Below are 20,978 nucleotides of genomic sequence, written 5' to 3'. Positions count from 1 at the left end.
TCACTCCTCATGAAAATCATGAATCATCGTTTTTAGCTTTTTGCTAAATCCAATGTCAGTTATGCCCAACACCACTCTGCTTTCTTTTCCAATTGCGTAGCCTAATTCATAGCGTGTAGCAAAAGTTAAAAGTGTTACATGATAAGTTGCACATTTATTTTTTATTGTTTTTGTAACATTTGCTGCAGCATCTTCTGAAAGTATGACAAGTTTAACATTGCCTTTTCTTAACTCACTTATGACAATTTCTTCGCCAGTCTTAATCTTTCTAGCTCTTGTTGCCAGACCAAGAAGATTTAAAATTTGATCTTTCTTTTCTATACTCATTTAGGTATACGCTCACGGTAAATTAAACGAATGATTTCTTTATAGACAGGTTCAAGTGTTTCTTTATTACTGTCAAAATAACGTTCTAACTTTCCTTGTTTCTGTGCATTTTCGATAACTTCTAGATCTTTAGAAACATATGCACCGCGACCTGGTGCTTTACCTGTCGCATCTGCTGTTATTTCGCCCTCTTTATTTTTAACGACACGAATCATATCATTTTTAGGTTTCATTTCATTTGAAAGTATACATTTACGCATTGGTATCTTTTTCTTTTTCATGATAAAAGCACCTCACTTTATGATTCTTCAGTTGAAATAATGCCTGCTTCTCTTGCATCAGTTTCTGATTTAATATCAATCTTCCAACCTGTTAATTTTGCAGCAAGTCGTGCATTTTGTCCACGTTTACCGATTGCTAATGATAATTGGTAATCTGGTACGACAACTGTAGTCGATTGATTTTCTTCGTCTACAATAACTTCTACAACTTGTGAAGGACTTAAAGCATTTCTTACGAATACTTTTGGATCTTCGTCCCACTCAACGATGTCGATTTTTTCGCCACCTAATTCATTAACGACTGCTTCAACACGAACACCTTTAGCACCAACACATGCACCTACAGCATCGATATCGCCATTTTCTGAAGTGACACTAATTTTAGAACGGTCTCCAGCTTCACGTGCTACAGATTTAACAATTACAGTACCATCATAAATTTCAGGAACTTCTTGCTCGAATAAACGCTTTAATAAACCAGGATGTGTACGTGATACAAAGATTTGAGGACCTTTAGTCGTTTGTTCAACTTTATTCACATATACTTTAATACGTTCATTTGGTAAATATTGTTCATTTGGACTTCTCTCAGCTTCAGAAAGTACAGCTTCAGTACGGCCTAAATTAACATATACATAACGATGATCGACTCTGTCGATAACACCTGTTACAATGTCATCTTCTTTATCAATAAACTCATCATAAAGAATGCCTCTTTCAGCATCTCTTAAACGTTGCATAACTGCTTGTTTAGCTGCTTGAGCACCAACACGACCGAAATCTTTAGGTGTAACGTCTTCTTCAAAGACATCTCCAATTTCGTATGCTGGATTTGTAACTAACGCTGTATCTAATGCTACTTGATCTCTATAATCTTCAACATCTTCTACAACGTCTTTTCTTGAAATAACTCTATAAGTACCTTCATCAAGATTCAATTCGATTCTAACATTTTTGGCACTGTCATAGTTCTTTTTGTAAGCTGTGATTAAAGCCGCTTCTATTGCATCAATAAGTACCTCACGAGGTATTCTTTTTTCCTTTTCAAGGTATTCAATTGCAAGTAATAATTCATTACCTTTCACAATGTATCCTCCTTTATATTATAACATTACTGATCGACGTGCTTTAGCGATTTTCTTGCGTGGCAACGTGACATTTTTAGTTCTTGTTTTAATTTTCACTTCTAGCGTTATAGATGTTTCAGTAACTTCTTTTAAAACGCCTAACCATTCTTTATCTCCTTCAACAGGTTCGTATAACGAGATAAATACAGGTTGTTCAATTGCATTTTGATAGTCTTTTTCTTTTTTCAATGGGCGTTCTGCACCAGGTGAAGATACATCCATGAAATAAGGTTCTTTAATAGGATCTTCTTTGTCCATAACTTCACTAATCTTTTCAGAGGCAATTGTGCAGTCGTTCAAATCAACGCCACCGTCTTTATCAATTGCAATACGTAGATAATAGTCTGATCCCTCTTTGACATATTCGACATCTACAAGTTCATAATTTAAATCTTCAAGTATTGGTTGAATAATTTCCTCAACGTGTGCTGCAACTTTACTCATAATGACCTCCCTCTTAATACAAACAGAAAAGAGCGGGAAATGTCCCACTCTTTAAACGTCAGAGTATTATTTTAAGCAATAACAGTATATCACATAATGGCGCTATGCTCAAGAACATGCATTATAAATCAAATATTGAAAGCTGAGCTTTATCAGGCATATTTGGTAATGATCCAAGTTCATCGAGATATTCGATGATTTTTTGAGATACACCTGCTTTTTTATTAAGGTCTTCTTTAGCTAAGAATGGACCTTCTTCTCTTGCTTCAACGATACGTTTCGCAACGTTTTCACCTAGTCCAGGAACTGCGATAAATGGTGGAATAAGTGAATCACCTTCAATTTTGAATTCAAACGAATCACTTTTCTCTAAGCTTACTGGCTGGATTTTGTAACCTCTATGTGCCATTTCATTTGTAATTTCTAAAACTGTTAATACATCTTTTTCTTTTTTAGCTAATTCATGGAATCGGCTATAATATTCTTTCACCGTTGCTTTAATAGACTCTTTATCTTTTGTCATTGTTTTTAAATCAAAGTCTGTCGCACGTACTGTAAAGTAACTAGCATAATAGAACAACGGATGATGAACTTTGAAGTATGCAATTCTTAATGCCATTAGAACGTATGCAGCAGCATGGGCTTTAGGGAACATGTACTTAATTTTTTTACATGAATCTAAATACCAATCTGGTACATTATTTTCTTTCATAGCTTCTTCGAATTCATCTGTTAAACCTTTACCTTTACGAACTGCTTCCATAATTTTAAAGGCAAGTGATGGTTCTAAGCCGTTATACATTAAGTAAACCATAATATCATCACGACAACCGATAACACTTGATAAATCACATGTACCGGATTTGATTAACTCTTGTGCGTTTCCTAACCAAACGTCTGTACCGTGTGATAACCCAGATATTTGAACGAGCTCTGAAAAAGTAGTTGGTTTCGTATCTTCAAGCATTTGTCTAACGAAACCTGTACCGAATTCTGGCACACCAAATGTTCCAGTCTTACAGAGTATATCTTCTTCTGTAACACCTAAAGATTCAGGTGTACTAAAGATTTTCATTGTTTCTTTATCATCTACTGGAATTGTCTTAGGATCAATGCCTGATAAATCTTGTAACATTCTTATCATTGTTGGATCATCGTGTCCTAATATATCCAGTTTCAAAATATTATCATGAATAGAATGGAAGTCGAAATGCGTTGTTTTCCATGGTGATTTTTGATCATCGGCAGGATATTGGATTGGTGTAAAATCATAAATATCCATATAATCTGGTACAACAATGATACCACCTGGATGTTGCCCGGTTGTTCTTTTAACACCGGTACATCCTTTAACAAGTCTATCAACTTCAGCTGCACGTTTATGAATACCTTGATCATTTAAATATCCTTTAACATAACCAAAAGCTGTTTTTTCAGCAACAGTACCGATTGTACCTGCTCTGAATACTTTGTCTTCACCGAACAGTACTTTCGTATAATTATGGGCTACTGGTTGATATTCACCACTAAAGTTCAAGTCAATATCCGGTACTTTATCTCCTTTGAAACCTAAGAATGTTTCAAACGGTATATCTTGTCCTTCTTTAATCATATCAACATGACATTTTTCACATTGTTTATCTGGTAAGTCGAAACCTGATCCGACTGAACCATCATCAAAGAAATGACTTTCTTTACAAGATGGGCAAATATAATGTGGCGGCAATGGATTCACTTCAGTTATTTCAGTCATTGTCGCAACAAAACTAGATCCGACAGAACCACGTGAACCAACTAAATAACCATCATTCAATGATTTCTTAACTAACCTTTGTGAGATTAAGTAAATAACCGCAAAACCATTTCCGATAATACTTTCTAATTCTTTTTCAAGTCTATCAATTACGATTTGTGGTAAGTCTTCACCATATAATTTTCTAGCATTCTCATAACTCATTTCACGAATTTCTTCATTCGCACCTTCCATATTAGGTGTATATAATTCATCCCTAATAGGTATCACGGTTTCGAGTCTATCTGCTAAGTCGTTCGTATTTTTCACAACGATTTCATATGCTTTTTCTTCACCTAAGAAGTGGAATTCATCTAACATTTCATCTGTTGTTCTAAAATGAGCTTCAGGTAATGTTTGTCTATTCAATGGATTACCTGGTTGAGAGGCGATTAATATTTTTCGTGCAACAGCATCATGTTCGTATAAATAATGGGCATTTCCTGTTGCAATGACTGGAATATCAAGTTTCTCACCAACGCTTAATATACGACTATATATTTCTTCCATCGTTTCATTATCTTTGATTAATTCTCTATCAATTAAATCTTGATATAAGCCTTTAGGTTGAACTTCTATATAGTCATAATATTTCGCAACTTTTTCAACTTCATCTTGGTCTTTTTGCATAACCGTTGTAAATACTTCTCCTTCATCACATGCACTACCTACTAGAATCCCTTCTCTATATTTGTTTAATAACGAGCGTGGTATACGTGGTGTACGATAAAAGTAATCTACTAATGAGGCACTGACAATTTTGAATAAATTTTTCAGTCCGACTTGGTTTTGTACGATTAGCGTTACATGAGAAGGTCTTGCACGTTTATATGCTTCATCATTTGATAGCTTCTCGTTTATTTGATTATGATTATGAACATTGAGTTCTTCTAACTGTTTCAACATCTTAATAAAGATATGTGCTGTTGTTTCCGCATCATAAATCGCTCTATGGTGTTGTGTAAGTTCTACACCATATTTTTTAGCTAAGAAATTCAATCCATGTTTACCATATTCAGTATTCACTGTACGTGATAATTCAAGCGTATCGATAACACCATTTGTCGTAGCACCAAGTCCGATACGTTCAAATCCTGTATCTATAAAGCCCATATCAAATGATGCGTTATGCGCAATATAAATTGCGTCTCCAACCCATTCATGGAAATCTTTTAGAACTGTTTCAATATCAGGTTGTCCACGTAACATTTCGTCTGTAATACCAGTTAAATTTTTAATTGTTTCTGATAGACGTTCTCCTGGGTCAGAAAAACGTTCAAAGGTATCAATTACTTCGCCATCTTTAACCTTAACAGCCGCTAATTCTATAATTTGATCATATTGACTTGAAAGTCCTGTTGTTTCGACGTCAAATACAATATACGTTGCAGTCTTAAGCGGAATATCTTGTGACTTGTACGCAATCGGCACACCATCATCTACAAGCATACCTTCCATACCATAAATCATTTTAATACCATTTTTCATGGCAGCTGCATGCGCATCTGGATATCCTTGAACACCATTATGGTCTGTTATCGCGATTGCTTTATGTCCCCATTTAGCAGCTTGTTCAACATACTTACCGATATGTGTAATGCCATCCATTTGACTCATAGATGTATGTAAGTGAAATTCAACTCTTTTTTCATCTGCTTTATCAAGTTTAGGAGACTTCTTAATTTCATGGATATCCGTCATCATCATCACTAAATCACGTATAAATTGATCTTGTTCAATTCTACCTTGTGCTCTAACCCATGTACCTACTTTTAAAGCTTTAAAATGTTCAAGGTCATCTTTACCTTTTCTCGTAAACATTTTAAGTATAAGTGAATCGGTATAGTCCGTAATTTTTAATGTGACAATATGTCTACCACTTTTAAGTTCTTTCATTTCGATATCAAAAATAACACCTTCAAGTGCTACTTTGAATTCTTCTTCGATAATATCTTCTATTTTGCGAATAGAATCTACTGGAATGTCTTTACCTATTTGACATCGTGATACAGCATTTTCATTATCACTAGATTCTGCTTTTTCTTTCTTCATACGTTCCATTTTTTCTGATGCAATTCGTGCAGCTTCTTCATCTTCTTGTTGGATGTGCGCTTCAAATGATTCAAGTTCTCTTCTCATTTGTTCTTCATTATCCATCGTTTCGAATATAACACGACTTATTTGAAAGCCACATTTCTGGAGCGCTTTTACTAATGAACCATTGACACGTTTATCGAAATAATCGCGTTCAATATCATTGTTCACTTGAACTTTCACGATATCATCAGCAAAGATAATAGGCTTTTGTTTAAGTTGATGTTTCACTTTATCACTTAATTCAGTACCATCAATACAATGTGGAATGTATTTCAATATATGTTCATCTATTTGTTCTTTAGTTGTCACTTCAATTGTCCAATCAACTTGCGCAATACTACTAAAAGTATTTTTCAGTTGATTTGTAAAAACAAGATACATTTCACTTGATAAATAATATGGCAACTTAATGTAGAAATGCCACAATCTTTTTGATTGGGACACATCAATTCTTGTAAGTTCACCTTGTTCTACGACATCTTTATCAAGTTCATCTGTTATGTTCATTTGCGTGAGAAGCGTTTGGAATTTCTCTTGCCCTGTCATTGACACTTATACGACCACCTTCATCAAAATGAAAAAGAGGCTAATCATTAAATAGCCTCTTTAAATATCTTATATTATATCAGATTTAGTTGTTTTTATCAGTCTATTTTACTGCATCATAGAAAGTAGCAAGTACTTCATCTAATTCATCAATATGGACTTCTTTACTTTCTGAATTATCACGGCGTTTTACTTCTACGATACCTTCTGAAGCTTTCTTACCAACCATAACACGTACTGGTAAACCTATTAAATCTGCATCATTAAATTTAACCCCAGCACTTTCTTTACGGTCATCATATAAGACATCATATTTATTTTGTAATTGACCATAAAGTTGATCTGCTAATGCTTGTTGCTCTTCTTTTTTAGGATTAATCGCAATTAAATGTACTTCATAAGGTGCAATAGCTTTTGGCCAAATAATCCCTTTATCATCATGATGTTGTTCAATTGCTGCTGATAATGTTCTAGAGATACCAATACCATAACAACCCATAATAAGTGGTTGTGCTTTACCTTGTTCATCTAAGAATGTCGCATTCATACTTTCAGAGTACTTCGTTCCAAGTTTGAAGACTTGACCAACTTCGATACCTTCAGCGAATTTCGCAACTCCTAAATCACCCGGTAATGCTTCTCCTTCAAGAATAAATCTAAAGTCTCCATATGCTTCAATCTTAAAATCTCTATCTACGTTCGCATTAATAAAATGATAACCTGTTTCATTTGCACCAACAGCTAAATTATTAATATCTTGAACGAAATTGTCTGCATAAATTTTGATTTGGTCTACATTAACTGGTCCTAGACTACCTGGCTTAGCACCTAAAATATTCACGATTTCAGACTCAGTTGCCATTTCGATATTATCTGTTTTGAAATATGATTTTAACTTAACATCATTTACTTCATGATGACCTCTAATTAATATCATGACATATTCATCATCAACTTTAAGAATCATTGATTTAATAATTTTATCTAAAGTCACATTTAAAAAGTCTGCTAATGCTTGTGCTGTTGTAACATTTGGCGTTTCAACTTTTTCTATATCTTTTAATGGTGTATGTTCATGATTAGGTGTATAAGCTACTTCAGCTTTTTCAATATTTGCAGCATAGTCACTTGTTTCACTATAAACAATTGTATCTTCACCAATATCAGCTAAAGCCATAAACTCATGCGTGTGGTCTCCACCGATAGCACCAGAGTCAGCAAGTACTGGTCTAAAGTTTAAACCTACTCTTGTAAAGATATTATGATAAGCATGATACATATCTTGGTATGTATCATCTAATGAATCTTCATTAGCATGGAAAGAATAAGCATCTTTCATAATAAATTCACGGCCACGTAATAATCCAAATCTTGGACGTTGTTCGTCTCTAAATTTTGTTTGAATTTGGAATAAAGTGATTGGTAAACGTTTATAAGATTTCAATTCATCTCTTACAAGAGAAGTCACAACTTCTTCATGTGTAGGTCCTAAACTAAATTCACGTTTATTACGATCGTGCAATCTCATTAACTCTGGACCGTATGCATCCCATCTACCTGATTCTTTCCAAAGTTCAGCTTGTTGTAGCACAGGCATAAGTACTTCTACACCATCTATTTTTTCCATTTCTTCACGTACAATTTGCTCAATTTTGTTGAGTACACGTTTTGCAGTTGGTAAATAACTATATATACCTCTTGCATTTTGTTTAATCATACCTGACTTTAATAAAAGTTTATGACTAATTGCTTCCGCTTCTGCAGGAACTTCTCTTAATGTTGGTATAAATATTTTCGACTGTTTCATAAGTTTCCTCCTATAAGCTACATGAAGTACCTTTGAATATCATTCCATGTAACCATAATCATTACAAATATTAAAAATACAGCACCAATTGAAAGCATAACCATTTCTGCTTTTTTATTAATCGGTCTTCTGAAAATCATCTCATAAATAACAAATAATAATCTTCCGCCATCTAAAGCTGGAATAGGTAATAAATTCATAATACCTAAGTTAACACTTAATAACGCTGTGTAACCCATTAATGTAATAAATCCTTGCTTCACAATAGAATCTACATTGCTATATATACCAACAGGTCCATTTAACATATCAAAGGAGAATCCACCCGTGAATATGCTCGTAATCAAGCCAAGAACTGCTTGGAATATTAATTGACCTGCCACTATTGTTTTTTCAATACCTGCAATTAATGGACCAAACACTGTGTGTTCTGTCGGTTGTGCAACTCCAATAATGTATCGTGTTTCATATTTACCTTTACTAACTTCTAGTTTATCTTTTTTAGCTGCTACTTTGAAAGTCTTTTCTTGACCATCACGATTAACTTTGATTTCTACAGGTTCAGTTTTCTTCTCTTTAAAAATAGGTTGTAAATCTGTAAACTTTTGAATTTTTTGTCCATCTACTGATAAAATTTCGTCACCTTTTTTAATACCTGCAGTTTGTGCAGGAGCACCGTCTTCTAAATCTCCAAATACTGGTTCATTCGTTGGCACACCATTCCAATAAGCAAGCCCAATAAAAATAACAAAAGCAAGAATAAAATTAAATAACGGACCTGCAAATAAAGTTAAGAATCTTTGATAAGGCTTTTTAGACATTAATTGTCTATCTTTAGGTGCAATTTGTATTAAATCTCCACCTTGAACAAAGTAAGCTTCTCTCGCTATTTTAAAATGATGTCTTTCTTCATCGCTTGCTGTAATACCTTCAATGAAAATATCATTTTCGAAATCACTATCTTTAATTTCAATATGTTCAATTTGTTGGAATTTATGTTGATCATCCATAATAACATGTGTTATTTCGTTTTGATCGTTTAATTTAATTGCGATATGCATACCTGGTGTTAATGGATTTTGTTCTAATCCATCTCCAGCCATTCTGACATAACCACCTACTGGAAGTAGTCTAATTGTATAAAGTGTTTCATTTTTCTTATATGAATATATTTTAGGTCCCATACCTATGGCAAACTCTGGGCACATGATACCTGCACGTTTCGCAAAGAACATATGTCCATATTCATGTACTGTCACTAATAGTCCAAATACAAAAATAAATGCTAATATTGTATAAATCACGCCTACACCCCGTAATCCTTAGATTTATATGTAGCATCAATTTTTAGAATCGTTTCTAAATCTGGATGCTCAATAACTTCATGGTTTTTCATTGCTTCCCCAATCATGTCTTCAATTTCCAAAAATGTTATTTCATTGTTCAAGAACTTATTTACAGCTACTTCATTCACAGCATTTAAAACAACGGGCATTGTACCACCTATTTTAATAGCTTCATAAGCATACTGTATACATTTAAAGCGATCGAAATCCATTTCTTTAAAATTCAACTGTCCGATTTGAGCTAAATTTAATTTTTCTGCATCTCTTGTATATCTTTCTGGATATGTAAATGCATATTGAATGGGTGTTCTCATATCTGGTGTACCCAATTGTGCAATCACGCTCGTATCCTTAAATTCAACCATAGAATGAATAATACTTTCTTTATGTAAGACAGTTTCAATTTGGTCAATATCTAAATCAAATAACCATTTTGCTTCAATGACTTCTAAACCTTTATTCATCATTGTTGCAGAATCTATCGTAATCTTTTGCCCCATAGACCAGTTAGGATGATTGAGCGCTTCATCACGTGTTACAGATTTGAGTTCTGTACGTGTTAAATCACGAAATGATCCGCCACTCGCAGTTATGATTAATTTATTAACCTGTTCTTTCTTCTCACCATTTAAACATTGAAATATTGCTGAGTGTTCTGAATCTACAGGTAGAATGTTAACATTATGTTCTCTAGCTTTTGACATCACAAGTTCACCAGCTGCAACTAAAGTCTCTTTATTCGCTAGTCCTATATCTATACCAGCTTCTATAGCTGCAATAGTAGGTCTTAAACCTATACTACCGACAATTGAATTTAATAAAATATCGGTATTATGGTATGTTGCAACTGCTAATAAACCTGCGTCCCCATGTACAATTTCAATATTTAAATGTTTAAGTTTATCTATATCTTCTTCATTTTGAACAGATATGAGTTCTGGATGAAATTCTTCAATTATATTCTGTGCATAAGCAATGTTTTTACCGACTGAAAATGCAACTAAATTAAATTGTGATGCATGTTCTCTTATAACATCTAATGCTTGCTGTCCAACAGAACCACTAGCTCCTAAAATAGCTATATTTTTCAAAGACTTCACCCCAATTTACAATTGAAATAGGAATAGATTTAACAGTGGTAATACAAAGATAAAGCTATCAAATCTATCTAATATACCACCATGTCCTGGCATAATATTCCCTGAATCTTTCACACCGAAATGTCTTTTAAGCCCTGATTCTACTAAGTCACCTAATTGTCCAAACATACTTAATAACATCGTTAATGGAATTAATAACCATAATGATACATCCATATCAAAATATTGTCCAAAAATAACTGCAACGATTAAACTTGAGAAAATGCCGCCAATAAATCCTTCAATCGTTTTGTTCGGACTAATTAATGGCCAAAGTTTATGTTTACCAAATAATCTACCAAATATATATGCACCTGTATCAGTTAACCACACTAATAATAATGCGAATAAGATAAATTGTAAGCCATGTTCTCTTGTCTCATAGAAATACATAAAGCCTATTCCGATATATGTAACGGACATGACACAGAAAGAGGCATCCATAAAATTAAATCTATTTTTAGACATCACTGTATAACTCAACATTAAGAAACTCATAACGATTAGAAGTCTAAGTTGAACACTTATATCGTTATTAATGAGTTCTTGAGGCAATAATATTATACATAGCGAAACAGTGGACAAAAAACCTGGTATAGAAATAATTGATAAATTATTCATATTTAAAATTTCTTTTAAAGCAATAATCGCTAATAAATACGCTAACGCTATTACGGGTAATCCACCATATATTACGACTGGAAGAAATACAGCCATAGCAACAATTGCCGATATTGTTCTTGTCTTCATTTTTATCTCCTTTACAGCCCACCAAATCTTCGTTGTCTCGACTGATAAATTTTTAAACAGTCTATGAGTGATTGTTCATCAAAATCTGGCCACAGTGTCTTAGTAAATATAAATTCACTATAAGATGATTGCCATATTAAAAAATTACTTAATCTTTCTTCACCTGATGTACGAATGAGCAACTCTGGATCTGGAATATCTGAAGTGAATAAATATTTCTTTATATTATCTTCACATAGATCATCAATTGTTAAATTGCCTTCTTCAACTTCATGGTAAAGTTCTTTAACAGCATTAAGAATTTCTGCTCTACCACCATAGTTCAACGCAAACACAAGATTTAGCCCTGTATTATGTTTCGTTTTTTCGATAGCTTCTTCAATTGCATTTTTAGTATGCTTAGGCAAAGCTTCGGTAAAACCAATCGTTGTGACTTTAACATTTTTTTCGATCAATTCAGGTAGAAAAGTCTTTAAAAAATCAACCGGTAATTTCATTAAATATTTCACTTCATCTTCTGGTCTCGACCAATTTTCCGTAGAAAAAGCATATAAAGTCAAATATTTCACACCTAAATCACTTGCTTTACGTGTTATTTTCTTAACCGTTTGCATACCTTCATAATGTCCTTTTATACGAGGCATTTTTCTATTTTTAGCCCATCTACCATTTCCGTCCATAATAATTGCTATATGTTCAGGTATCGATAATTCATTGTCTTGATTATTTATTTGTTGTTTTTGCTTTATAAACTTTTTTATCATAGCGTCCTCCATCAAACAAACGCGAATTTATATGTAAAATTAATTAAACATATCGTAATACATTTTATCACAAAAAGAGTGATTCTGTTATATATAAAGAAAAAACCGTACCAAAGTCTGATTTGGTACAGCTCTTATCTTTAAACTTCCAAAATGTCATTTTCTTTTTGAGTCGTTAAATCATCTATTTGTTTGATGAAATCATTTGTAATGTTTTGAACTTCTTCAGTTTGATTTCTTAAATCATCTTCTGTAATTTCGCCATTTTTTTCTTGTTTCTTCAAATCTTCATTTGAATCACGACGAACATTACGAATTGCAACTTTAGCATTTTCAGCTTCTTTTTTAGCTTCTTTTACTAATTCTTTTCTGCGTTCTTCAGTTAATGCTGGTACTGAAATTCTAATAACTGTACCATCACTTGTTGGATTAACACCTAAGTTAGCAGCATTTATTGCTTTAAGTACATCATCAACTGATGATTTGTCATATGGTTGAACAACTAACAAACGCGCTTCAGGTACTGAGATACCTGCTAATTGTTGAATAGGTGTTGGAACACCGTAATACTCAACATTTACTCTTTCTAAAAGATTCGCATTTGCATGTCCAGTTCTAATACCAGCTAAATCTCTATTGAAACTTTCAATAGTTTTGTTCATTTTTGACTTCGTTTCTTGAATAACATCTGCCATGGAATTACACCTCAAGTTTATTTTGTAATAATCGTACCGATTTCTTCACCTTGAACAGCACGTTTAATATTTCCTTCTTCCATAATTGAGAATACAACAAGTGGGATATCATTGTCCATACAGAATGATGAAGCAGTTGAATCCATAACTTGTAATCCTTCTTGTAACATTTGAATATATGTTAATCTTTCGTATTTTTCTGCTTTAGGATCTACTTTAGGGTCAGCAGAATAAACACCATCAACATTGTTTTTACCCATTAAGATAACATCAGCCTCAACTTCAGCTGCTCTTAAAGCTGCAGTCGTATCTGTAGAGAAGTAAGGATTCCCTATTCCCGCTGCAAATATAACGACTCTCTTTTTCTCTAAGTGACGAATCGCACGTCTTCTAATATATGGTTCAGCAACTTGTTTCATTTCGATTGAAGTTAATACACGAGTATCACAATCTAATTGTTCTAAACTATCTTGTAATGCTAAAGCATTCATAACAGTGGCTAACATGCCCATATAATCAGCTGTTCCACGATCCATACCTAAATCGCTTCCAGTTTTACCTCTCCAAATGTTTCCGCCACCAACGATTACAGCAACTTCGCAATCCATTTGAGCAACTTCTGACACTTGTTGAGCGATACTTTTAATTACGACTGGGTTAATGCCAAAGCCAGAATCTCCTGCTAAAGCTTCACCACTTAGTTTTAATACGACGCGTTTATATTTAGAATTCTTAGTCATCTTGATCCCTCTCTATGCTTATAATTAGGTCTTTATATATAACGAAAGAAGACACAAAGCGTGTCTTCTTCCTAAAAAGCAATCTTAGTTGCCTTTCATTTGTCCTTTTACTTCATCAGCAAAGTTATCAGAACGTTTCTCGATACCTTCCCCAACTTCGTAACGAACGAAATCTACAAGCACGCCACCGTCTGTTTTTAAGAATTCAGCAACAGTTTGGTCTGGATTTTTAACGAATGCTTGGTCAACAGCACAGATTTCTTCTAAATATTTACGCATTCTACCTTCAACCATTTTTTCAACGATATTTTCAGGTTTACCTTCATTTAAAGCTTGTTGTTTTAAAATTTCTTTTTCGTGAGCTAATTCTTCTTCAGATACTTGGTCACGAGAAACAAATTTAGGGTTTAATGCAGCGATGTGCATAGCAACGTCTTTAGCTGCTTCTTCATTTGTTGAACCTTCAACAACAGTTAATACACCAATACGTCCACCCATGTGTAAGTACTCACCGAATGAATCGTTATCAGTTTTTGTTTTTAATGTAAATCTACGTAAAGTTAATTTTTCACCAATAGTAGAGATAGCTTCGTTCATTTTTTCTTCAACAGTTTGACCACTAGCTAATTTTGAAGCGTTTAATGCATCAACGTCAGCTGGTTTAACATCAAGAATATGATCAGCCATTTCTTTAACTAAGTTTTGGAAACCTTCGTTACGAGCAACGAAGTCAGTTTCTGAGTTTAATTCAAGAATTACTGCATCGTTACCTTTAGATGCAACAAAAGTAGTACCTTCTGCAGCAATACGGTCTGCTTTCTTAGCAGCTTTAGCGATACCTTTTTCACGTAAGTAATCTACCGCTTTATCGATGTCACCATCAGTTTCTGTTAAAGCTTTTTTACAGTCCATCATACCTGCGCCAGTTTTTTCACGTAGTTCTTTAACAAGTTTAGCTGAAATAGCCATAATCTAATTCCTCCATTTATTTAAATAATATATTGTTTATCTTAAATCTTTCTAAAAAAAGGTGATAAGTTATAGAACCTTATCACCTTTTTGAAATTATGCTTCAGTAGTTTCAGTTGATTCTTCTTCAGGTGCTTGTTCTGTTTCGTTTAAGTCGATGTTTTGCTCTTCAGCAACATCTTCATTTGAAACGCCTTGTTGACCTTCTAAAATAGCATCAGCCATTTTACCAGTTAACAATTTAACAGCACGAATAGCATCATCGTTCGCAGGGATAACATAGTCGATTTCATCTGGGTCACAGTTTGTATCAACAATACCAACGATTGGAATGTTTAATTTACGTGCTTCAGCAATCGCATTACGCTCTTTACGAGGGTCTACTACGAATAATGCTTGAGGCATTGATTTCATATCACGAATACCGCCTAAGAATTTGATTAAACGGTTATATTCTTTTTTAAGTTCTACAACTTCTTTTTTAGGTAATACATCAAACGTACCGTCTTCTTCCATTTTTTCAATTTCAGAAATACGTTTTACACGTTTAGAGATTGTTTTATAGTTAGTTAAGATACCACCTAACCATCTTTGGTTAATGTAGTAGTGTCCAGCACGTTCAGCTTCTTCTTTAACTGACTCTTGTGCTTGTTTTTTAGTACCTACGAATAATACTTTACCGCCTTCTTCAGAAACAGATTTAATAAAGTTGTATGCTTCGTCAACTTTTTTAACTGTTTTTTGTAAATCGATAATGTAGATACCGTTTCTTTCTGTGAAAATGTATTTTTTCATTTTTGGGTTCCAACGGCGTGTTTGGTGACCGAAGTGAACACCTGCTTCAAGCAATTGTTTCATTGAGATAACTGCCATGATAATTCCTCCTAATTGGTTTTATTCCGCCATAAACACTTATTATAGAAACAACTTAATTAAGTTGCACCAATCCATAATTTTTGTGATTATGTGTGAATTTGGCTTTTATAGCCGTTTTCAAATATATCATATCTTATACTGTTCATCAAGTATTTTATTTAGATAATCCTAACTCATCTAAGAATTTTTCTTTTTTAATTCTAATGAATGTACCCTTCATACCTAAAGAACGAGATTCAATTACGCCAGCACTTTCTAATTTTCTTAATGCATTGACGATAACTGATCTTGTAATACCTACTCTATCAGCAACTTTAGAAGCAACTAATAAACCTTCAGGTGCACCAAGTTCTTCAAAGATATGTTCAATCGCTTCTCTTTCTGAATATGAAAGTGAATTAATTGCCATATTGATTGCTGCTTTATCTCTAGCTTCTTGTTCAATTTCATTATGTTTTTCTCTTAATATTTCCATACCAATAACAGTAGCTGCATATTCACCAAGTACTAAGTCATTGTCATTGAAATCTTGAGATACACGTCCAACTACTAATGTACCTAAACGTTCACCACCACCAAGGATTGGGAAAATTGTTGTTTGACTATCAACGAATAATTCTTTATTTTCTGGTGGGAATACAGTTAATACTTCTTCAATACCGATATTTGATTTCGTTTGTTCTACATGCATTAATTGATCAGTATATTCTTTAGGAATATGTCTGTCTTCTAACATTTTGATAATACGTTCATTGCTTAATAATTCATTTAAACTTGAACCTAAAATTTTACCTCTTCTTGATACGATGAATACGTTTGTCACCGTTACATCACTGATAGTTTTAGCCATATCTTTAAAGTCTACAGCAATACCTTTATGCTTTTGTAATAACGTATTTAATTCTCTTGTCTTTGATAATAAACTCATTTAATTTTTTCTCCTTTTTTATAGAATAAATGCGCTTAAATCTTTATTTGTCGCAATAGATTCTAATTTTTGATTAACATATTCAGGTGTTATATCTACAACTGCATTTGGCATATTTGAAGCTTCAAAAGAAAGATCTTCTAGCATTTTTTCAAGTATAGTATGCAGTCTTCTTGCACCGATATTATCTGTCTCTTGGTTAACTTGAAAAGCAATTTCAGCTAAACGATTAATGGCTTCATCTGTAAAGTTGATCGTCACCATCTCAGTTTCCAACAATGCTTTGTATTGATCAAGAAGCGATTGTTTCGGTTCTTTTAATATTTTAACGAAATCTTCAGTAGTTAAACTATCTAATTCAACACGAATTGGAAATCTACCTTGTAACTCAGGTATTAAATCACTTGGTTTAGACATATGGAATGCACCTGCACCAATAAATAAAATGTGCTCAGTATTAATTGAACCATATTTCGTTTGAACGACACTACCTTCAACAATTGGTAATATATCTCTTTGTACACCTTGTCGAGATACATCTTGTCCACCATTACTGTTGCTCACAGCAATTTTATCGATTTCATCGATGAATACCATACCCATTTGTTCAGTTAATTGAATTGCTTCTTCGTTAACTGACTCTTGATCAATCAATTCATTCGCAATCTCATCTGTTAAAATTTTTCGTGCTGATTTAACTGGCAAGTTTCTTTCAACTTTTTTCTTAGGCATCATTTGGCTAAGCATATCTTGCATTTGAGGGTTATTTTCCATACCCATCATGCCAAGTGTTTGTTGTTCTTGCTCTACTTTTATTTTGACGATTTCTTCTTCAAGTTCACCGTTTAATAATTGTTTTTTAATATCTTCACGTTTTGTTTTGATCTCTTCAGTTGGTGTTTCTTCAACTTCTTCATGTTGATTGAAGTTCGGGAATTGTCCACCAAACAATGACTCTAACGGATTATTACTATTACTTTGTGCTTTTTTCTTCATGCTTGGCACAAGCAATTTAACTAATTTTTCGTTAGCTTTTTGAGTTGCCTCATCAAGTACGCCTTTTTTCTTTTCTTCTTTAACAAGTCGACGTCCCACTTCAACAAGGTCACGTATCATACTTTCAACATCTCTACCTACATAACCTACTTCAGTAAATTTAGTAGCTTCTACTTTTACAAATGGTGCACCTACTAATCTAGCCATTCTTCTAGCTATTTCAGTCTTACCTACACCTGTAGGACCTATCATGAGAATATTTTTAGGTATGATTTCGTTTCTAAGTTGTTCATCTAATAAACTTCGTCTATAGCGATTTCTTAGAGCAATTGCTACTTTACGTTTAGCATCTTGTTGACCAATGATATGATCATTTAATCGATCAACGATATCATGCGGTGTCATTTTTAATTGATTTTGTGACAACCTTAAACCCCTCCAATTATATTTCTTCAACTTTTATTTCATGGTTTGTAAACACACAAATATCTGCAGCCGTATTAAGTGAAGCTTCTGCAATTTCTTTAGCCGATAAATGAGGTGCATATGACTTAAGCGCTCTACCAGCACTTAAAGCGTAATTACCACCAGAACCAATAGCAATGATACCATCATCTGGCTCAATCACTTCTCCAGTACCACTTACGACTAATAAATCCGTCTCATTCATAACAATGAGCATCGCTTCAAGTTGACGTAACATTTTATCTCCACGCCATTCTTGAGCAAGCTCAACTGCAGCTCGCGTTAAATTACCGCTATATTCTTGTAATTTAACTTCAAATTTTTCGAATAAAGTAAATGCGTCTGCAACGCTGCCAGCGAAACCAGCAACAACTTTATCATGATATAATCTTCTAACTTTTCTTGCTGTTTGTTTCATGATGACTTGCTCACCTAATGTAACTTGACCGTCACCTGCCATTGCAGAATGACCATTATGTCTTATTGCAAATATAGTTGTAGCATGTAATGAAGAACTCATTATCAAATCTCCTTTACGCACGTGGATGTGCTGATAAGTATACTTTTCTTAATTGATCTTTTGTAACATGTGTATATTGACTTGTCGTTGATAAACTTTCATGTCCCAGTAAACTTTGAACACTTCTCATATCGGCTCCTTGATTTAGCAAATGTGTTGCAAAAGTATGCCTTAATTTATGAGGGTGAATATGATACACACCTTGCGTTCTCTTAACAATTTCGTTGAGCGCATACCTTACACCACGTTCAGTTATAGGTTTACCTCTCATGTTTACTATCAAGAAATCATGATCTAAATGCATCTGACTTCTAAACTGTTCAACATAGTCAACGATTGCACTTTGACAATACTCTCCAAAAGGAACGATACGTTCTTTATTCCCTTTACCTAGTACTTTTACAAATGCATAATTCAAATCAATATCACTCATTTGAATATGAACTAATTCTGACACTCGAATACCTGTCGCATAAAGCAACTCAAGAATGACGCGATCTCTTATATTCGTTTTTTTACCATCATCAAGTGTTTTAAATAGCTTTTCCATTTCTTCTTCATAGAAAAAGCTTGGTAAATGATGTTCTTTTTTTGGATGTACAAGTTGAATAAATGGATTCTGAATTTCGCTATCAACACTCATCCAATATTGATATAAAGATCTTAATGTAGAAATTTTACGCGAAACACTCGTCCTTTTATGTCCTTTATCATACAAAAACGCAAGGTATCTCCTTGCATCTTTATATTCAAATGATTCTAAAGATAAATGTTCTGATTGTAAAAAATCATTAAATTCATTCAAATCAAGTTGATATGCATTTAAAGTATGGGTGGAAAAATGTTTTTCATAAGTTAACATATCAACAAACTGTTGTTCAATTGTATGTACCATAACTCATTCCTCCCATTTTATCTGAATTGTATCACAATTCTAAAAAATCTTAAAATAATTTACTAAAGCATTACTTTAAATGAATCTAAATGTTTTAATGCACGATTTGCAAGTGTTTCATATCGTTCTTTCTTATCTTTAATACGTTTTTCTAATGTAGGTAACAAACCAAAGTTCGCATTCATTGGTTGGAAGTTCTTATTATTATTCGCATGTGTAATGTAATAAGCCATACTTCCGATTACTGTTTCTCTAGGGAAAACAATTGGGTCAAGTCCTGAAACGAGTTTACTCGCATTAATTCCTGCAATCAGTCCACTCGCTGCACTTTCAACATATCCTTCTACACCAGTCATTTGACCAGCAAAGAATAAATCTTCTCTTGATTTTAATTGATACGTTTCTTTAAGCGCGTTTGGTGAATTAATAAATGTATTTCGATGCATCACGCCGTAACGTACGATATCGACATTTTCTAATCCAGGAATTAGCGAAATAACTTCTTTTTGCGCGCCCCATTTTAGATGTGTTTGGAAACCTACAATATTATATAACGTTCCAGCTGCGTCATCTTGTCGTAATTGAACAACTGCATATGGTCTTTTACCAGTTTTAGGATCTTCTAAACCTACAGGCTTCATAGGACCAAATAATAAAGTTTTCTTACCACGTTCAGCCATTACTTCAAATGGCATACAACCTTCAAAATAAATTTCTTTTTCGAATTCTTTTAAAGGTACAACTTCAGCATTTATAAGTGCATCATAAAAAGTATTGAATTCTTCTTCAGTCATTGGACAATTCAAGTATGCTGCATCACCTTTGTCATAGCGTGATTTCAAATATACTTTATCCATGTTAATAGATTCTTTTTCAATAATTGGTGCAGCTGCATCATAGAAGTACAGTTGTTCTTCACCTGTAATATTCATAATTTGTTTCGTTAAACTTTCTGTCGTTAAAGGACCTGTTGCAATAATTGTTGGTCCATCAGGAATCTCAGTAATTTCTTCATTTTTTACAGTAATATTCGGATGATTCTTAAGCGTATCTGTAATGTATCCCGCAAAATCATGTCGATCGACAGCAAGTGCACCTCCCGCTGGTACACGCGCATTATCTGCTGCTTTTATAATTAATGAATCTAATTGTCTCATTTCTTCTTTTAAGACACCGACAGCATTTGTTAACTGATTACCTCTTAAAGAATTAGAACATACAAGTTCTGCAAATTTATCTGTATGATGCGCTGGTGTTTGTTTTACCGGTCTCATTTCATATAGATTAACATTGAATCCTCTCTTGGCAATTTGATATGCCGCTTCTGAACCTGCTAATCCAGCACCGATAACATTTATTGAAGTCATTATTTATGCCTCCTTGATTTTCGAATTTTTTATTCCATATTGAATTGTATAACAAATCTGAATTTAATCAAATGATAAAGTGATGATAAATTTTAAAAATTAGTGAC

At 33.5% G+C, this 20,978-nt stretch carries 19 protein-coding genes; all 19 read right to left on the bottom strand.

Annotation, left to right across the window (positions count from 1 at the left end; all coding sequences use genetic code 11):
* Positions 1–327: a ribosomal L7Ae/L30e/S12e/Gadd45 family protein gene (locus LQ673_RS03060; RefSeq protein WP_025905336.1), complete on the bottom strand. Its 327-nt coding sequence runs from the start codon at positions 325–327 to the stop codon at positions 1–3.
* On the bottom strand, positions 324–608 hold the full coding sequence (gene rnpM / locus LQ673_RS03055) for an RNase P modulator RnpM (RefSeq protein WP_025905335.1): 285 nt from the start codon (positions 606–608) through the stop codon (positions 324–326). Before rnpM ends, LQ673_RS03060 begins: the two co-directional genes overlap by 4 nt.
* Before the next feature lie 17 nt (positions 609–625).
* Positions 626–1,693: a transcription termination factor NusA gene (gene nusA / locus LQ673_RS03050; protein WP_037587793.1), complete on the bottom strand. Its 1,068-nt coding sequence runs from the start codon at positions 1,691–1,693 to the stop codon at positions 626–628.
* Positions 1,694–1,711: 18 nt separating this feature from the next.
* Entirely contained in the window at positions 1,712–2,179 is a 468-nt protein-coding gene (rimP, locus tag LQ673_RS03045) for a ribosome maturation factor RimP (protein WP_037587791.1), read from the bottom strand.
* Positions 2,180–2,300: 121 nt separating this feature from the next.
* Entirely contained in the window at positions 2,301–6,620 is a 4,320-nt protein-coding gene (locus LQ673_RS03040) for a PolC-type DNA polymerase III (RefSeq protein ID WP_410250509.1), read from the bottom strand.
* 97 nt (positions 6,621–6,717) lie between these two features.
* Entirely contained in the window at positions 6,718–8,421 is a 1,704-nt protein-coding gene (locus tag LQ673_RS03035) for a proline--tRNA ligase (RefSeq protein ID WP_159315109.1), read from the bottom strand.
* A 17-nt stretch (positions 8,422–8,438) separates the two neighbouring features.
* The gene (rseP, locus tag LQ673_RS03030; RefSeq protein WP_037587784.1) at positions 8,439–9,725 is read right to left on the bottom strand and encodes an RIP metalloprotease RseP; all 1,287 of its coding nucleotides are present in this window, start codon (positions 9,723–9,725) and stop codon (positions 8,439–8,441) included.
* Positions 9,726–9,727: 2 nt separating this feature from the next.
* Positions 9,728–10,858, bottom strand: a complete 1,131-nt coding sequence (gene dxr / locus LQ673_RS03025; RefSeq protein WP_037587783.1) for a 1-deoxy-D-xylulose-5-phosphate reductoisomerase — start codon at positions 10,856–10,858, stop codon at positions 9,728–9,730.
* A 15-nt stretch (positions 10,859–10,873) separates the two neighbouring features.
* Entirely contained in the window at positions 10,874–11,656 is a 783-nt protein-coding gene (locus LQ673_RS03020) for a phosphatidate cytidylyltransferase (RefSeq protein WP_037587782.1), read from the bottom strand.
* Positions 11,657–11,667: 11 nt separating this feature from the next.
* A complete protein-coding gene (locus LQ673_RS03015; RefSeq protein WP_025905327.1) occupies positions 11,668–12,420 on the bottom strand; it encodes an isoprenyl transferase in 753 nt (250 codons plus the stop codon).
* Between the two features lie 140 nt (positions 12,421–12,560).
* Positions 12,561–13,115: a ribosome recycling factor gene (frr, locus tag LQ673_RS03010; RefSeq protein WP_037587780.1), complete on the bottom strand. Its 555-nt coding sequence runs from the start codon at positions 13,113–13,115 to the stop codon at positions 12,561–12,563.
* Positions 13,116–13,132: 17 nt separating this feature from the next.
* Positions 13,133–13,855 carry a UMP kinase gene (pyrH, locus tag LQ673_RS03005; RefSeq protein ID WP_025905325.1) on the bottom strand — a complete coding sequence of 241 codons (723 nt, stop codon included), beginning with the start codon at positions 13,853–13,855 and terminating at the stop codon, positions 13,133–13,135.
* 84 nt (positions 13,856–13,939) lie between these two features.
* Positions 13,940–14,827, bottom strand: coding sequence for a translation elongation factor Ts (gene tsf / locus LQ673_RS03000; RefSeq protein ID WP_185805765.1), 888 nt, complete (start codon positions 14,825–14,827; stop codon positions 13,940–13,942).
* Between the two features lie 93 nt (positions 14,828–14,920).
* On the bottom strand, positions 14,921–15,697 hold the full coding sequence (gene rpsB, locus LQ673_RS02995) for a 30S ribosomal protein S2 (RefSeq protein WP_025905323.1): 777 nt from the start codon (positions 15,695–15,697) through the stop codon (positions 14,921–14,923).
* 157 nt (positions 15,698–15,854) lie between these two features.
* A complete protein-coding gene (gene codY, locus LQ673_RS02990; RefSeq protein ID WP_025905322.1) occupies positions 15,855–16,628 on the bottom strand; it encodes a GTP-sensing pleiotropic transcriptional regulator CodY in 774 nt (257 codons plus the stop codon).
* A gap of 18 nt (positions 16,629–16,646) precedes the next feature.
* Positions 16,647–18,029 (bottom strand): ATP-dependent protease ATPase subunit HslU, encoded by a 1,383-nt coding sequence (gene hslU, locus LQ673_RS02985; protein WP_191835974.1) that lies wholly within the window; start codon positions 18,027–18,029, stop codon positions 16,647–16,649.
* Between the two features lie 37 nt (positions 18,030–18,066).
* The gene (gene hslV, locus LQ673_RS02980; protein ID WP_037560086.1) at positions 18,067–18,609 is read right to left on the bottom strand and encodes an ATP-dependent protease subunit HslV; all 543 of its coding nucleotides are present in this window, start codon (positions 18,607–18,609) and stop codon (positions 18,067–18,069) included.
* Positions 18,610–18,622: 13 nt separating this feature from the next.
* Positions 18,623–19,504: a tyrosine recombinase XerC gene (xerC, locus tag LQ673_RS02975; RefSeq protein WP_191835956.1), complete on the bottom strand. Its 882-nt coding sequence runs from the start codon at positions 19,502–19,504 to the stop codon at positions 18,623–18,625.
* A 62-nt stretch (positions 19,505–19,566) separates the two neighbouring features.
* Positions 19,567–20,871: an FADH(2)-oxidizing methylenetetrahydrofolate--tRNA-(uracil(54)-C(5))-methyltransferase TrmFO gene (gene trmFO / locus LQ673_RS02970; protein WP_025905318.1), complete on the bottom strand. Its 1,305-nt coding sequence runs from the start codon at positions 20,869–20,871 to the stop codon at positions 19,567–19,569.
* Between the last annotated feature and the right edge of the window lie 107 nt (positions 20,872–20,978).

It is taken from the genome of Mammaliicoccus sp. O-M54 (assembly GCF_022386035.1).
Classification (GTDB): Bacteria; Bacillota; Bacilli; order Staphylococcales; family Staphylococcaceae; genus Mammaliicoccus; species Mammaliicoccus sciuri_A.
This window is presented reverse-complemented; position numbering and strand designations above follow the sequence as displayed.

What these genes read in the sequence shown, in the direction of transcription:
- hslU (WP_191835974.1), bottom strand. Translation starts at nt 18,029, where the DNA reads ATGACACCGCATGATATCGTTGATCGATTAAATGATCATATCATTGGT.
- LQ673_RS03015 (WP_025905327.1), bottom strand. Translation starts at nt 12,420, where the DNA reads ATGATAAAAAAGTTTATAAAGCAAAAACAACAAATAAATAATCAAGAC.
- hslV (WP_037560086.1), bottom strand. Translation starts at nt 18,609, where the DNA reads ATGAGTTCTTCATTACATGCTACAACTATATTTGCAATAAGACATAAT.
- rpsB (WP_025905323.1), bottom strand. Translation starts at nt 15,697, where the DNA reads ATGGCAGTTATCTCAATGAAACAATTGCTTGAAGCAGGTGTTCACTTC.
- frr (WP_037587780.1), bottom strand. Translation starts at nt 13,115, where the DNA reads ATGGCAGATGTTATTCAAGAAACGAAGTCAAAAATGAACAAAACTATT.
- LQ673_RS03020 (WP_037587782.1), bottom strand. Translation starts at nt 11,656, where the DNA reads ATGAAGACAAGAACAATATCGGCAATTGTTGCTATGGCTGTATTTCTT.
- xerC (WP_191835956.1), bottom strand. Translation starts at nt 19,504, where the DNA reads ATGGTACATACAATTGAACAACAGTTTGTTGATATGTTAACTTATGAA.
- rnpM (WP_025905335.1), bottom strand. Translation starts at nt 608, where the DNA reads ATGAAAAAGAAAAAGATACCAATGCGTAAATGTATACTTTCAAATGAA.
- codY (WP_025905322.1), bottom strand. Translation starts at nt 16,628, where the DNA reads ATGAGTTTATTATCAAAGACAAGAGAATTAAATACGTTATTACAAAAG.
- LQ673_RS03060 (WP_025905336.1), bottom strand. Translation starts at nt 327, where the DNA reads ATGAGTATAGAAAAGAAAGATCAAATTTTAAATCTTCTTGGTCTGGCA.
- LQ673_RS03035 (WP_159315109.1), bottom strand. Translation starts at nt 8,421, where the DNA reads ATGAAACAGTCGAAAATATTTATACCAACATTAAGAGAAGTTCCTGCA.
- trmFO (WP_025905318.1), bottom strand. Translation starts at nt 20,871, where the DNA reads ATGACTTCAATAAATGTTATCGGTGCTGGATTAGCAGGTTCAGAAGCG.
- pyrH (WP_025905325.1), bottom strand. Translation starts at nt 13,855, where the DNA reads ATGACTAAGAATTCTAAATATAAACGCGTCGTATTAAAACTAAGTGGT.
- rimP (WP_037587791.1), bottom strand. Translation starts at nt 2,179, where the DNA reads ATGAGTAAAGTTGCAGCACACGTTGAGGAAATTATTCAACCAATACTT.